This is a genomic window from Vibrio alginolyticus NBRC 15630 = ATCC 17749 (assembly GCF_000354175.2).
Taxonomy (GTDB): domain Bacteria; phylum Pseudomonadota; class Gammaproteobacteria; order Enterobacterales; family Vibrionaceae; genus Vibrio; species Vibrio alginolyticus.
This window is the reverse complement of sequence record NC_022349.1, coordinates 2856562-2870061: the sequence shown is the minus strand read 5'-3', so window position 1 is coordinate 2870061 and position 13500 is coordinate 2856562. Positions and strand designations below refer to the sequence as shown.

At 43.4% G+C, this 13500-nt stretch carries 15 protein-coding genes and 1 other annotated feature; of the genes, 4 read left to right on the top strand and 11 right to left on the bottom strand.

The window, feature by feature from the left end; translation table 11 throughout:
• Positions 1 to 563 precede the first annotated feature (563 nt).
• Positions 564 to 749: a DUF3545 family protein gene (locus tag N646_RS13195; RefSeq protein WP_005381805.1), complete on the top strand. Its 186-nt coding sequence runs from the start codon at positions 564 to 566 to the stop codon at positions 747 to 749.
• Between the two features lie 236 nt (positions 750 to 985).
• On the opposite strand, the gene N646_RS13190 is transcribed toward N646_RS13195, so the two are convergent.
• The 3 genes from N646_RS13190 to nfo all read right to left on the bottom strand — a co-directional run bounded on the left by N646_RS13190 (position 986) and on the right by nfo (position 3505).
• Positions 986 to 1537: a hemerythrin domain-containing protein gene (locus N646_RS13190; RefSeq protein ID WP_017821507.1), complete on the bottom strand. Its 552-nt coding sequence runs from the start codon at positions 1535 to 1537 to the stop codon at positions 986 to 988.
• A 113-nt stretch (positions 1538 to 1650) separates the two neighbouring features.
• Positions 1651 to 2331, bottom strand: a complete 681-nt coding sequence (ung, locus tag N646_RS13185; RefSeq protein WP_005382846.1) for a uracil-DNA glycosylase — start codon at positions 2329 to 2331, stop codon at positions 1651 to 1653.
• A gap of 289 nt (positions 2332 to 2620) precedes the next feature.
• A complete protein-coding gene (gene nfo, locus N646_RS13180) occupies positions 2621 to 3505 on the bottom strand; it encodes a deoxyribonuclease IV (RefSeq protein WP_017821508.1) in 885 nt (294 codons plus the stop codon).
• 326 nt (positions 3506 to 3831) lie between these two features.
• On the opposite strand from nfo, the gene grcA reads away from it, so the two are divergent.
• A complete protein-coding gene (gene grcA / locus N646_RS13175) occupies positions 3832 to 4209 on the top strand; it encodes an autonomous glycyl radical cofactor GrcA (protein ID WP_005381814.1) in 378 nt (125 codons plus the stop codon).
• 110 nt (positions 4210 to 4319) lie between these two features.
• On the opposite strand, the gene N646_RS13170 is transcribed toward grcA, so the two are convergent.
• The 5 genes from N646_RS13170 to N646_RS23785 all read right to left on the bottom strand — a co-directional run bounded on the left by N646_RS13170 (position 4320) and on the right by N646_RS23785 (position 9994).
• Positions 4320 to 4979, bottom strand: coding sequence for an NADPH-dependent FMN reductase (locus tag N646_RS13170; protein WP_005382842.1), 660 nt, complete (start codon positions 4977 to 4979; stop codon positions 4320 to 4322).
• A 139-nt stretch (positions 4980 to 5118) separates the two neighbouring features.
• A complete protein-coding gene (gene thrC, locus N646_RS13165) occupies positions 5119 to 6399 on the bottom strand; it encodes a threonine synthase (protein ID WP_005381818.1) in 1281 nt (426 codons plus the stop codon).
• Positions 6396 to 7352 (bottom strand): homoserine kinase, encoded by a 957-nt coding sequence (thrB, locus tag N646_RS13160; RefSeq protein WP_017635074.1) that lies wholly within the window; start codon positions 7350 to 7352, stop codon positions 6396 to 6398. Before thrB ends, thrC begins: the two co-directional genes overlap by 4 nt.
• A gap of 20 nt (positions 7353 to 7372) precedes the next feature.
• Complete coding sequence (gene thrA, locus N646_RS13155; protein ID WP_017821509.1) at positions 7373 to 9832, bottom strand: bifunctional aspartate kinase/homoserine dehydrogenase I; 2460 nt, start codon at positions 9830 to 9832, stop codon at positions 7373 to 7375.
• A 53-nt stretch (positions 9833 to 9885) separates the two neighbouring features.
• Positions 9886 to 10005, bottom strand: a sequence feature (Thr leader region).
• Positions 9941 to 9994 carry a hypothetical protein gene (locus N646_RS23785; protein ID WP_229601119.1) on the bottom strand — a complete coding sequence of 18 codons (54 nt, stop codon included), beginning with the start codon at positions 9992 to 9994 and terminating at the stop codon, positions 9941 to 9943. (Overlaps the previous feature by 54 nt.)
• Before the next feature lie 436 nt (positions 10006 to 10441).
• On the opposite strand from N646_RS23785, the gene N646_RS13150 reads away from it, so the two are divergent.
• A complete protein-coding gene (locus N646_RS13150; protein ID WP_017821468.1) occupies positions 10442 to 10912 on the top strand; it encodes a hypothetical protein in 471 nt (156 codons plus the stop codon).
• Here N646_RS13150 and N646_RS13145 read toward each other — a convergent pair.
• Both N646_RS13145 and N646_RS13140 read right to left on the bottom strand, forming a co-directional pair.
• Positions 10909 to 11391 (bottom strand): putative 4-hydroxy-4-methyl-2-oxoglutarate aldolase, encoded by a 483-nt coding sequence (locus N646_RS13145; protein ID WP_005381822.1) that lies wholly within the window; start codon positions 11389 to 11391, stop codon positions 10909 to 10911. The two genes, N646_RS13150 and N646_RS13145, sit on opposite strands and share 4 nt — an antisense overlap.
• A gap of 64 nt (positions 11392 to 11455) precedes the next feature.
• Positions 11456 to 11863: a DUF3293 domain-containing protein gene (locus N646_RS13140; RefSeq protein WP_017821469.1), complete on the bottom strand. Its 408-nt coding sequence runs from the start codon at positions 11861 to 11863 to the stop codon at positions 11456 to 11458.
• Between the two features lie 361 nt (positions 11864 to 12224).
• Here N646_RS13140 and arcA point away from each other — a divergent pair, with 361 nt between their 5' ends.
• Positions 12225 to 12941, top strand: coding sequence for a two-component system response regulator ArcA (gene arcA / locus N646_RS13135; protein ID WP_005381824.1), 717 nt, complete (start codon positions 12225 to 12227; stop codon positions 12939 to 12941).
• Between the two features lie 85 nt (positions 12942 to 13026).
• Here the strand turns inward: arcA and N646_RS13130 are convergent, their stop codons facing one another.
• Entirely contained in the window at positions 13027 to 13500 is a 474-nt protein-coding gene (locus N646_RS13130) for a hypothetical protein (RefSeq protein WP_017821470.1), read from the bottom strand.

Here is a 13500-nt window from a genome sequence, read left to right as displayed (position 1 = left end):
TTTGACGGGCGGATAATGCAACCTAGGAGCGCAAAAATCAATATGCAACAACAAGAATAACATTGTTATTTTTCACTATAAAGTCACCAAAAAATAACATAAATAGAAGACTTAACACTCAAACTGCGCAACATTTCAATTACCAAACGCCAACATAAATAATTATTCTTCATTAAATGGAATGGTAAACCGTATAAACAAGAACAAGCTAGTATTCACAAGGTGTTACATAAATTTACGCTAGTGACTTACCATCTAATTGAACACTATTTCATCAAACTGATTTTATGCAACTTTAACCTTTGCGCAGTGCACCCATTCATCAAATCGAATTAACATAGAAAATCTCTCTATTTAATCGTTTTCTTGAGATCGTTTGTGCATTTTTTATCCACATAGTTGCAATAAAAAGTGTGATTTTGAGAATATTTTTGCACGAAAATGTCATGCTACCGACACAAATGCGAAATATATCATGGTTATTCTCACGGCTATTGTGGTACTTAAAAAACTCCACAAGGACTGGTTACAACAGTTTAGCTTAAGAAAGGTAAAGGTGGCTTATGGAAGGCTTTCAACTAGATGACATTTTTAATCTGGATACTACCTCAACAACCAAATCTCGTGCCAAACCAGTAAAGCGAAAGTGGCGTGAAATAGAAGAGATGAACGACAGACGCAATTTGCTTAAAGAGCTGCGCGAACTTGATGTCTGTACCGATTATAACTTGGAAGACATTAAACTCTAATTCAAACAAAAGGCACCTTACGGGTGCCTTTTGTTTTTTGTTTACAGTGACCGTAAACACCGTGAGTTTATGTACCAAGGTTTAAGTATGAATACCATTATTACTCAATGAGAATCTTCCGTACTTTTTGCCGAGAAATATGCACACGAAATTTTCGTTTGATTCCCAATAAATAAGAAGTGTATCTCACAAACCCGAGAGACGACTTTCGCTCGCTCAGGTTTCATCATTCAGTCTTAAACATACTCAGTATCACTTTGACGAACACGTTCGGCCAACTGCTTATAACGATCAGCAATCGTGTCACCAAATACAGGGTCATCCTCACTGACGCTCCATAAGCTCTCGACATGCTGCCAATCTTCTGTGGTAAATAACTCTTCAATGAGAGGCAAAATTTTTCGCTCTTCTAGCTCCAAGTGGCGCCTTTGCGATTCAATGAAATCTTCTAGGTGAGCGACGAACATGTCTTGTGGCACAACAGCATCCTGAAGGATCATCTCTATCACGGATGAAAACTCTCTGGTTTTACTCGCTAACTCTAGATGTTCTTTCTCTAAATTTTCCATGGTTTGTTGCTTACCATAGTGTTCAAGAAAGTGGTGATAGAGGATATCTTCTTTCGGGTGGTGTACTTTCTCCGAATGATTAGAGAGGTAATCAACAATCTCGCTTACTAACGCATAGTTGATTACACGTTCTTTTTTTATCTCATTAAGCTTATGGCGCAGTATCGCCAACAGACGAACCATATAACCATGTTCGCGTCGAATTCTTTCGATCATCATAGCGTCTCTCCTTAACACCTACTTTTAGTAAGTGTACATGAGAAATTTACTATCAGCCTCGAGCGTGCTCAAAAAAACAGCGATCATACCATCCATGATCGCTGTCTCTTCATTTATACAGTTAATGGCAAATGCCAGTTAATTGGTGCTTTTTCTTGTGATGTAAGCAACTGGTTTGCTTGAGAGAAATGCTTACAACCGAAAAAGCCTCGATGTGCAGAAAGTGGCGATGGGTGTGGGGCAGCTAACACATGGTGCTTGTTGCGATCGATAAAGCGCCCTTTCTTCTGCGCGTGTGACCCCCACAGCAAGAACACTACACCTTCTTGATGCTGATTAATGGCTTCAATCACTCGGTCAGTAAACGTTTCCCAACCTGTCTTTGAATGTGAATGCGCTTTACCTTGCTCCACCGTTAATACCGTATTGAGTAACAATACGCCTTGTTCAGCCCAGCTTTGCAAAAAACCATGCTGAGGGATTTGGAAACCTTCAATATCTTGCGCCAGCTCTTTATACATATTAACCAGTGACGGTGGCGTTTTAATGCCAGGAAGTACAGAGAAACACAGGCCATGCGCCTGATTTGGGCCGTGGTATGGGTCTTGTCCTAGAATCACGACCTTAACGTCTTTGAACTCGGTAAAACGAAACGCGTTAAAGACATCTTTTGCGGGAGGAAAAATAGCTTTGCCTGCGGCGCGTTCGGCTTCAACAAAATTCAAGGTGTCTACAAAGTAGCTCTGCTTTTTCTCTTCGCCGATCACATCGTGCCAAGTGGGTGACTGATTCATGGAAAGTTCCTGTCCTAAATTTTGCTTCTATTCTAACGAGCGAAACTCAAACAAACAAAAACTTACCACGAACTTGAGACAAGTAATAAAAGACTAATGCTTCTGTGGCGTTCGAAAATGCCCCTGTCCGGTAATGTGACGATTAGGCATCGGTAAGCGAAGCACACGACGAGTGTAAGTATAAGGAGTAAAAGAGAATGGTCGAGACATGTTGGCATCCTTCTTTGCTAATTCAGAGATTGATGTTCAATGACTAAGAAAGAAAGGTGCCAACTTTGTGGTTACGCCATTAACTGTCAATGGCCGCTAAATGGAATTGACGCAACGTGTTGATCTCTTGCTGCCAAATATCTGGATCAATTGTTTCCAAAATCAGAGGGATACCATCAAAACGAGGGTCTTTCGCGATGTACTCAAAGCAATCCCACCCGATCTCTCCTTTACCTAGCGAATGGTGGCGATCTACTTTGCTGGCAAACTCTACTTTTGAATCATTTAGATGCATTGCTCTTAAATAGTGCATACCTACGATACGGTCGAACTCTGCAAAGGTGCGCTCGCAATCTTCTTTTGTACGTAAGTCATAACCAGCCGTAAAGGTATGGCAGGTATCAATACAAACGCCGACACGATCTTTATCTTCCACTTGCTCGATGATTTCAGCAAGGTGCTCAAACTTCCAGCCTAAGTTAGTGCCTTGACCTGCCGTATTCTCGATAACAGCGATCACATTCGGCACCGCTTTATGCGCAAGATTGATCGACTCGGCGATCGTCGCGAGGCACTCCTGTTCAGAGACTTTCTTTAGGTGACTACCCGGATGGAAGTTAAGCAAAGTCAGCCCCAACTGATTACAACGCTCCATTTCATCAATAAATGCCGCGCGGGATTTATTCAGCTTTTCTTCTTCCGGCGCACCCAAGTTAATCAGATAAGAATCATGGGGAAGAATATGTTCTGCTCCGAAACCCAGCATTTTACAGTTCGCTTTAAACGCACTGATGGTTTTTGCTTCTAAAGGCTTCGCCACCCACTGGCGTTGGTTTTTTGTAAATAGTGCGAATGCATTCGCGCCAATTTCACGAGCTCTCAACGGAGCTTGATCGACCCCACCAGCAGCAGAGACATGTGCACCAATGAGTTTATTCCCAAGCTTGTTTTTCATGTTTGTCATTTAATCACTTTAGACTTTCAGTATTGCTACCTAAATACAGATAGTTGCGTTAACCAGTTTAAACTTTAATCTCAATTTGTAGTAAATTTACAACAAAACCAGTTATTAAATATTTTTTATATTATCAAATAAATTGTAATTGGTTTGTTTTCAAAGGTTTTATTGATTTAACTCAATAAAATCACCTTAATAAAAATAATGTTTTTGGTTGTTTTTTGACTTAAATCAATATTAAAATAGTGGATATTAGCTATATAATACTCAGCTCAACGAAAATTCGAAAATTAACACCAATAATCACCACGTAAGTGGTCTAGGAGATAGTGATGATCCAAGGTATCCAAATTACAAAAGCGGCAAACGACGACCTACTAAACTCTATCTGGCTATTAGATAGCGAAAAAAATGAAGCTCGTTGTGTTGCTGCAACTGCTGGCTACGAAGCAGACCAAGTTATCGCAATCAGCGACCTAGGTGAATACGAAAGCCGTGAAGTTGCAATCGAAACTGCTCCTCGTATCGAAGGCGGCCAACACCTAAACGTGAACGTGCTTAAACGCGAAACACTAGAAGATGCAGTTGCACACCCAGAGAAATACCCACAACTAACTATTCGTGTTTCTGGTTACGCAGTACGTTTTAACTCGCTAACTCCAGAGCAACAACGTGATGTAATCGCTCGTACTTTTACTGAGACTCTATAATCTCTCAGTAAACTAGCTCGCTAGAATTTAAAAAGCTTGGTCAGCAATGACCAAGCTTTTTTGTTTCAGAATCCTTCTAACCCCTTTCTATAATGGAAAGCAACTCGCCTCTAAGGTGCATTTCTTTGCGAAGGATCTTTCTGAAACGCTTGCGCTACAGAGGTTGGATCAAGCCTATCTCTTTGCAGTGACGCCCCTTCTGCCCACCAAATCAATTGATGCATAGTGCGATTCATATAGTTGTCCCACTGCGTCTGCTCCGACTCATCCGCAGCAACGCCCTGTTCATCAAAGACTTCTTGCGCTTTCGGAATGTGGATCATCGCAGAGACAGGTAGACATCCAAGTTCAGATAAGAAGGTACGCATCGACACTGCAGCACGAGCGCCACCCCATTGCCCTGCAGAGTAGGTCACGATAGCACTCGGCTTGTAAGAAAACAGCGAACTGCCGAAATGGTTAAGCATGTTCGCCAAGGCAGGACTCATCGAATGGTTATATTCCGGGCTAACCATCACATACCCATCCGCATGTTTGATTTTGTCTGCTAGCTCACTTAGGTGCTGCGGAACTTTAGAGCGGTGATAAGCAAACTCAGGCTTAAACACATCACCAAAGTCGTAATTCAAAGGGTCGATGATTTCGACCGTATGTTGCGAATGTTGACTCGCGATGAGTTTTTCACACGCTTTACTGACTCGCATTCCTAAACGGGCTGGTCGTGGTGGCGTGCTGTCTCTCACTGAGCCAAGAAAAATCAAAAAATGCATGCTTCTCTTTCCATCTCATTTAGTTAAGTTCGTTTCTCAATCATAAAGAGAGTCAAAACTTACCGACAATAAAAAAGGTGAATGATTACTCATTCACCTCTCGTTATTTCTGTTTTTGATACTTACTATACTTTGAAGCTTACTGCACGCGGCGCAGTACTTGTTTCAATGCGTCAAAGTCTGCGTCGAGCTCTTCCGATAGCAGCTCCATCGCAGCGTGCTTCGCTAGTGGCGCAGGAAGCTCGATATCGGATTCTAGAATATCATCCACGACTTCTTTGAACTTCGCAGGGTGAGCAGTACATAGGAACAGACCGGTTTCACCGTCTTGCAATTGTTCTTCAAGAACGCGGTAAGCAATCGCACCGTGCGGTTCGCATAGATAGCCTAGAGCATGTAAGTCTTTCACTGACTGTGCGCTTTGCTCATCAGATACTGCACCTTTACCTAACGTCTCCAAGCCCCACTCTTTCACACGGCACAGCTCTTCAATACGAGGCCAGTTGTTTGGTTGGCTCACGTCCATCGCGTTCGATGTTGTTGCGACTGTTGGTTTTGGCTCCCACTTACCTGTTTCTAGGTAGCGAGGAACCGTGTCATTGGCATTAGTTGCAGCGATAAAGCGTTTGATAGGCAAGCCCAACGCTTTTGCCAATAGACCAGCAGTTAGGTTACCGAAGTTACCGCTTGGTACTGATACCACTAGGTTTTCACGCTCTTGCTTGCTCATTTGCGCAGCTGCTTCAAAGTAGTAACAGATTTGCGCCATCAAACGGCTGATGTTGATTGAGTTTGCAGAGTTCAGACCGATCTCTTCACGCAGTGCAGAATCATCAAAAGCTTGCTTAACCAGTGCCTGACACGCATCGAAGTCTCCATCGATCGCGACAGTGTGAATGTTCTTACCAAGCGTACAGAATAGCTTCTCTTGCAGTGGACTGATCTTACCTTTCGGGTAAAGAATCACAACGTTGATGTCTTCCATACCGTAGAAAGCATGCGCAACGGCTGCGCCAGTATCGCCGGAAGTTGCAGTCAGAATAGTGATCTTGCCGCCGTCCGAAACCGCAGCAAGAGATTGCGCCATAAAGCGACCACCAAAGTCTTTAAATGCAAGCGTTGGACCATGGAACAGTTCCAGAGCGTAAACACCGTCTTTGACCTGATTAATTGGCGCAGGGAATTGGAATGCAGCATCAACAAGAGCATTCACTTGCTCCTCTGTAAGTTCATCTCCAATTAACGCCGATAAAATCTTAGTGCTACGAGAGACAAAGTCTTCTGCAAGCAGCGCATCGATATCTTCAAATTTTGGTAATTCCGATGGAAAAAATAGACCTTGGTTACGGCCTAACCCTTGGCGAACGGCTTGGCCAAAGGAAACTTGTTCATCATTTTCTTTTATATTGTAAAGCTTCATAGCTCACTTCCTGTTACTTTCGAACCCTGCTTATCTAGACGACAAACGTGGACGAATCCTTCTTCGTTTTGTACGTAGTTTTGTTCTAACCAGCGAGCAACTCGCTCAGCGACATCTTTCTCTTTGCAAATACTGAACAGTGTCGGACCACTGCCAGAAATACCGGTTGCCAATGCACCCGCAGACGCTGCGTATTGACGTGCATTCGCAAAACCTGGAAGCAGTTTCTCACGATACGGTTCTGCGATCACGTCTTTGATCATTTTTGCAGCAAGTTCTGGCTGACCAGAATGACACGCATGAATAAAGCCCGCAAGGTGGCGACCATGAGCAATGATATCTTGTCGGCGGTATTGAGATGGTAGGATCTCACGCGCTTCCGCCGTTGATACCTTGATACCCGGATACGCCATCACCCAGTACCAATCATCAAAGCAAGGTACTTCTTGACTGATGATACCCAACTCTTCAAGCATCAGTTGCACACCACCAAGGTAACATGGCGCAACGTTGTCGTAGTGAATACCACCAGAGATCTTGCCTTCCATCTCTCCCATCAGCGCTAGTAATTCTGTCTCGTTAAGTGGCTGTCCATGGAATCGGTTCAATGCATCTAATGCAGCAACGATAGAACATGCACTTGAGCCTAAACCAGAGCCAATTGGCATGTTCTTTTCTAGCGTCATCTCAAGTGGTTTTAGCTCAACGCCTTTTTTGTCTAACTCACGAGCAAACACAAGCCAACAGTCGTAGACGATGTTCTCTTTTGGTTCAGTTGGCAATTTCTCAACAAAATCACCCGCCGTTTTAAGGCTGAACGGGTCAGCCCCAGATTTCACCAATACACGGTCACCCAATAGTGTGCCATCCACTGGAGACACGGCAGCCCCCAGCACATCAAAGCCAACGCTTACATTACCAATTGATGCTGGGGCATAAACCACTACATCCATATCACTTGAACTCATTATTGTTATACCCCTAGTTTCCAACCTAAAGTACGCATCACGTCAGAAAATACACCCGCAGCCGTTACTTCGGTGCCTGCACCATAGCCACGTAACACTAGTGGGATTGGCTGATAGTAACGGCTGTAAAATGCCAGTGCGTTTTCACCGTCCTTGATTTTATACATTGGATCGTTTTCATCCACCGCAGCGATGCTTACTGTGCACTTGCCCTCATTAATCTCACCAACGTAGCGCAGTACTTTGCCTTCTTCCGCTGCCTTTGCAGATAATTCTTTAAAGTAGGCGTCTGCTTCAGGTAAACGCGCCATAAATTCATCAACGCTACCAGAATCATCAAAACCTGGTGGCAGTGCTTGATCAACCACAACGTCTTCTAGTTCTAGAGACATGCCTGCTTCACGAGCTAGGATCAGAAGCTTACGCGCGACATCCATACCAGAAAGGTCATCACGAGGATCCGGTTCAGTAAAACCATTTTCTTTTGCGATATTAGTTGCTTCACTTAGGCTCATACCTTCATCTAACTTACCGAAGATGTATGACAGAGAGCCAGAAAGAATACCGCTGAAGCGCTCTAGCTCATCACCCGCTGAGATTAGGTTTTGCAGGTTTTCGATTACCGGTAGACCCGCCCCCACAGTTGTTTCGTACATCAGCTTGCGACGAGAGCTGCGCGCAACATCGCGAAGCTGATGGTAGTAAGCCATGCTTGCTGTATTTGCTTTTTTATTTGGTGTAACGACATGGAAACCAGCAGCTAGGAAATCAGCGTATTGATTCGCAATATCTTCACTTGATGTACAGTCAACCAATACTGGGTTGATGATGTGGTTACGTTGAACCAAAGAAATCAAACGCGCTAGGCTGAACTCTTCTGTCGCTGCCGACATACGATCACGCCAATGATCGAGTGGCAGACCTTCACTATCAAGCAGAAGACCTTTGCTGTTTGCCAAGCCACACACGCGAATAACGATGCCTTTTTCCGCAAGCTTCGCCTGTTGACGCTCGATCTGATCCACCAGCTCACCACCAACGCCACCAATACCAACCACGAATACGTCTAAGAAGTGCTTAGAGTTGAATAGGTTTTCGTGACACGCTTTGATCGCTTCAGAGATTTTATCTTCAGGAATCACGGCTGAGATAGCACGCTCAGATGAGCCCTGTGCGATGGCTACAATGTTTACGTTCACTTCAGCAAGAGATGAGAAGAAGCGAGATGCAACACCGCGCGATGTACGCATGCCGTCACCAACCAACGTTATGATTGAAACATTATCAATAAACTCGACCGGCTCTAATAAGCTATCTTTCAGTTCCAACTCAAACGCATCGGCCAGTACTTGTTGCGCTTTTGCTTTATCTTCTGCCTCAATACAGAAGCTAATGCTGTACTCAGAAGAAGACTGAGTAATAAGAACAATAGACACACCAGCGGAAGACATTGCGCCAAATACGCGGCTTGCCATGCCAACCATACCCTTCATACCTGGGCCGGAGACGTTAACCATAGTTAGGTCGTTTAGCGTCGTGATACCTTTGATCGCCAGATTGTCTTCACCAGTGTCTTGCCCAATCAAAGTTCCTGCACCTTGTGGGTTAAAGCTGTTTTTGATCAGACATGGGATGTGGAACTGTGCGATTGGGGCGATGGTTTTCGGGTGCAGAACGGAAGCACCGAAGTAAGAAAGCTCCATCGCTTCTTGATAGCTAAGAGATTTAAGTAGGCGAGCATCTTCGACTAAGCGAGGGTCACAGTTGTACACACCATCTACGTCTGTCCAGATCTCACAGCAATCTGCGCGCAGACACGCCGCAAGAACCGCCGCCGAATAATCAGAGCCATTGCGACCAAGTGTTACCAATTCACCTTTCTCGTTACCTGCGGTAAAGCCAGGCATGATGTTCACATGACCTTGAGGAAGAGGATTCTGGCGGAAGTTCTGAGTCGAAACTTCAACATCGACCATGGCTTCAAGGTGATCACCTTTTGCGTATAGGTATTCAACTGGGTCGATAAGATGTGCAGGCTGGCCTTTGGCTTCTAACACCGCTTTCATCAATTGAATCGAAACGCGTTCGCCTTTGCTAATAATACGTGCATTAACATTGTTTGGGCACATGCCAAGAAGATTGATGCCATGAACGAATTGGCGTAATTGAGAGAGAGAAGTTTTCACTTGGTTATCGAAAGCTGAACCATCGATATTGGGTAGTACTGCTTGGACTTGAGTGAAGAGCGTTTTAAACGACTCCTCCAACTCTTTGATTTGTAGTTCTGCTTCACCATTGCGCAATGCGCCTTCAATGACCGCAACCAATTTGTTTGTTGTTTTACCAGGAGCGGAAAGAACAACCGCCACTTCTTCTTGTTGAGCGTTATTGGCAATAATGTCTGCCGCTCTCAAAAAGCGATCTGCATCAGCTAGTGATGATCCGCCAAACTTCAATACTCGCATCCCTTCCTCCGGTATATCTTCTTAAATTTGTCTAAATTCTGGATAAAAAAGCATAAAAAAAGGCCTGTATCTTGTTGGATACAGGCCTTTTTTGTGAATTTCTTTCGCTCAGCAGCCTGCCCCAACATGTGTCGTGTCGGTAATAATAATGGTCGTGGTCATTACTACTAGGCTGTTAGATGGCATAAATAAATATTCAACGTTAATTGTGTTTGCTTAACTCTACGTTTACCGAGTTTCTGATACATAGTCAACAAAAAATTGTTTGTTTTTCCATCTTTCAGAGAATTCTGCTAAGCAATGTCATTGATATTTATAGTTAATTACACATTATTGATCATTTAAAAATCTACAGTTAGTTTTTGTAAAGGACTTAACCATCATCACCAGTTCGGTTTTTTATCTAATAACTAGTCTGATCTTTGCCATAAAACGTACGATCAAATAATTCGAGAGGGTTGTGACACATAACAACAACTTAACTGTGACTTATGTTCATAGGATCGAATTATTTAGAAAATAGGTGAGCTAGCTTTCATATTCTATGCTTTAATAGTGAGAAGCTTTGGGCGCATACTAATAAAAAAGTTGACACAAGGAGTGGTGAACATGAAAAGAGGGCTTTTTCTGTTGCTGTTTTTTGTGCCTGGTGTTTGTCTAGCAAACGAGCTTCCGCCGCTTCCAGGTAAAATATCCCCTTCTCCTCATAAACTATTCATTTCCAGCGACAGTTATCAGTCTGACAGTTTTGATGTTTGGAATATCGATACGGGTTACGCTTACGAACTTTTTGATTCGGTAGACGTTTATGTCGGTGCGCGAGTCAATAACTCTCCTACCAAAAATCAAAGTGGTTTTTTGAGTGGGATCAGCTATCACTTTAATGATCGTGTCACGCTGAAAAGTACAGTTCGCTCTTACAAGAATGAAACAGCGGAAGGTATTCGCCAAGACGACAGTAGCCTCGCGGCTGAAGTATCAAGTCGCGTAAAAATTACCGATAAACTGGATCTTCACGCGACTCTTGATTACCAAGATTGGCAACAAGGCTTTGAGGTTGGTTTAGGCTTTCGTTTTTAGAAGTCCAGCTTTTGCTTAGAAATCAACACACCGTTCCAGTCCGCGTAAACGTAGTGCTTAGGTTGAACGATTTGGTTTTGCATCGTTAAGGTTACGTTTACCTCTCCTATCCCGCGTTTCTCTGTTTTAAACGGGTTAGTTCCAAGAGCTTGAACGCCAATGTCCATTTGAGATATTTGTGCTACGTCGCGTATTGCACCATAGACAATGATACCTTCCCACCCATTTTCTATTCCGAGTATCGCTAATTGATCGCCGAGTAATGCTCTCTGACACGATCCATGTCCGTCAACAATCAATACTTTACCCGTTCCATCTTCGCCCAGTACTTCACGCACTTTCGAGTTATCGTGATAGCAGCGCACCGTAACGATTTCACCGTAAAAAGCGCTACGTTGACCAAAGTTCTGCAATGGTAAAGTAAGCAAGCTCACTTGGTCTTCAAATTGGTCACAAATATCGGGTGTAATGTCTCTCATATTTCCTCCGTGAATTTTCTCACCCAAGCGGTGCTTCAGTGAGCAGTATCCTTTTCTATACCTTCTATACGAGCCGAGGTTTAAGGGAGCCTAACGTATGAAAAACTTTCGGCTGCGAGCACGCAATAAGATAAAGTTGGTCATTAATGACGTAATAAATCGCGTTTTGTTGAAAGTCACTCGCCAATTCAACGGCTACCTCTGGCGACAACTCGACGGCAAAGCTTTCCTCATACCATGTAAAAGCGCTATCACCTACCGTGACAGGCGCGTAATTAACGTGCTGTAGCTGTTTTTCTAACGCGTGATTGTTTATGCTGTTCTCTTCTTTGGACCTCAAGTTACTGTATGGGTTCCAAGCGGTTATCACAGCATAGTTTGAAACACGCCACTCGGCTTCGAATCTGAAAAAAGATTCTGAATAAGCATTCCATAACGATGCGTCTATGTTCTTATTACTTTTTTCTATCATAAGTCTTAAACGATTAATAACAGTTACATTTCATCAATTGATATAAATCAACAAACTGAATGGAATTAACATTTGAGCATTGTTAGCATGCTGTTAACAATATAAAATCCGCTCAATATCTTAGGGTGTTTACGTTTCAGGCCCCACTGAAAGCAGGAAATGAAAGGTAAACAAGCCCTTTAGAATAAACGTCGCCATTGGATACTGGTGAGTTGGCAAAATTCCATGGAGGGCGGATAACTGAAAGAAGTGTTTTTTTGATCAACTTGATTTATTATCAAAATCACATTACCTGTATGTTATATTTTTGCCTAGAATTTATTCTATTAGCACAATTTTGTCACAAATTTAGGTACCGCCAATGCAAACCCCGCAGATTCTTATCGTTGAAGATGAGCAAGTAACTCGTAACACTCTTAAGAGTATTTTTGAAGCAGAGGGATACGCTGTTTTTGAAGCCAGTGACGGTGAAGAGATGCACCAAGTGTTGTCTGATAACTCAGTCAACTTGGTTATTATGGACATTAATCTTCCAGGCAAGAATGGCCTTCTACTAGCGCGTGAATTACGCGAGCAAGCGAACATTGCTTTAATGTTCCTGACAGGCCGTGACAATGAAGTAGACAAGATCCTAGGTCTTGAGATTGGTGCAGATGACTACATCACTAAACCATTCAACCCACGTGAACTAACTATTCGTGCACGTAACCTACTTAGTCGCTCAATGAGCTCTAACGCGGTGCAAGAAGAGAAGCGCTCGGTAGAAAAGTATGAATTCAACGGTTGGGTACTAGACATCAACAGCCGCTCTCTAGTAAGCCCTGCTGGTGATAGCTACAAGCTACCTCGCTCTGAGTTCCGCGCATTACTGCACTTCTGTGAGAACCCGGGTAAGATTCAAACTCGTGCAGATCTTCTTAAGAAGATGACTGGTCGTGAACTTAAGCCACACGACCGTACTGTAGACGTAACGATTCGTCGTATCCGTAAGCACTTTGAGTCTGTTTCAGGTACGCCAGAAATCATCGCCACTATCCACGGCGAAGGTTACCGCTTCTGTGGCGATCTAGAAGACTAGATTTAACCGCTAATATGCAAAGGGCTTGCTCATTGAGCAAGCCCTTTTTGTTTTAGGTCTAACGACTAATGCAACATCATTGCGGTTAATAAACCTTGTTAATCTTCACGTACTTTTCGACTAACCAACGCTGTTTACCCGCATCGTCTAGAAGCACTGCGATATCAACCGATTTTTCTGTGTTCACATCAATGTGAGACGAGAACGCCACCTCCCATCGGCTTTCACTGTGCGTTCGAGTATCTAAAGACGCACTGTCCACCAACCACTCTTTTTGCCCCTGTTTAATAATAAGAGCTTCTGCCGTTAGATTTGCAGGAAGTAACTGATCTCCTTCGAGGTAAAGTGCACCTTGAATACTTTGCTCTTCCACGTCCCCAATATTCGGCATGAGGTTCACCCATAAATTACTTTTGAGCTCAACATTAACCTCATTAATCGTAATCTGACTGTTTTGTTGCCAATTCACATTTGGAACGGAACTACAGCCTGCCATCAATGCCATGGCTAATGCCATGGCTAATGCCATGGCTAATGCCAATGGTGCGATTCTTTTCAT

Coding starts and splice junctions, on each gene's coding strand:
- N646_RS13195 (WP_005381805.1), top strand. CDS start 564: ATGGAAGGCTTTCAACTAGATGACATTTTTAATCTGGATACTACCTCA.
- N646_RS13190 (WP_017821507.1), bottom strand. CDS start 1,537: ATGATGATCGAAAGAATTCGACGCGAACATGGTTATATGGTTCGTCTG.
- ung (WP_005382846.1), bottom strand. CDS start 2,331: ATGAATCAGTCACCCACTTGGCACGATGTGATCGGCGAAGAGAAAAAG.
- nfo (WP_017821508.1), bottom strand. CDS start 3,505: ATGACAAACATGAAAAACAAGCTTGGGAATAAACTCATTGGTGCACAT.
- grcA (WP_005381814.1), top strand. CDS start 3,832: ATGATCCAAGGTATCCAAATTACAAAAGCGGCAAACGACGACCTACTA.
- N646_RS13170 (WP_005382842.1), bottom strand. CDS start 4,979: ATGCATTTTTTGATTTTTCTTGGCTCAGTGAGAGACAGCACGCCACCA.
- thrC (WP_005381818.1), bottom strand. CDS start 6,399: ATGAAGCTTTACAATATAAAAGAAAATGATGAACAAGTTTCCTTTGGC.
- thrB (WP_017635074.1), bottom strand. CDS start 7,352: ATGGATGTAGTGGTTTATGCCCCAGCATCAATTGGTAATGTAAGCGTT.
- thrA (WP_017821509.1), bottom strand. CDS start 9,832: ATGCGAGTATTGAAGTTTGGCGGATCATCACTAGCTGATGCAGATCGC.
- N646_RS13150 (WP_017821468.1), top strand. CDS start 10,442: ATGAAAAGAGGGCTTTTTCTGTTGCTGTTTTTTGTGCCTGGTGTTTGT.
- N646_RS13145 (WP_005381822.1), bottom strand. CDS start 11,391: ATGAGAGACATTACACCCGATATTTGTGACCAATTTGAAGACCAAGTG.
- N646_RS13140 (WP_017821469.1), bottom strand. CDS start 11,863: ATGATAGAAAAAAGTAATAAGAACATAGACGCATCGTTATGGAATGCT.
- arcA (WP_005381824.1), top strand. CDS start 12,225: ATGCAAACCCCGCAGATTCTTATCGTTGAAGATGAGCAAGTAACTCGT.
- N646_RS13130 (WP_017821470.1), bottom strand. CDS start 13,500: ATGAAAAGAATCGCACCATTGGCATTAGCCATGGCATTAGCCATGGCA.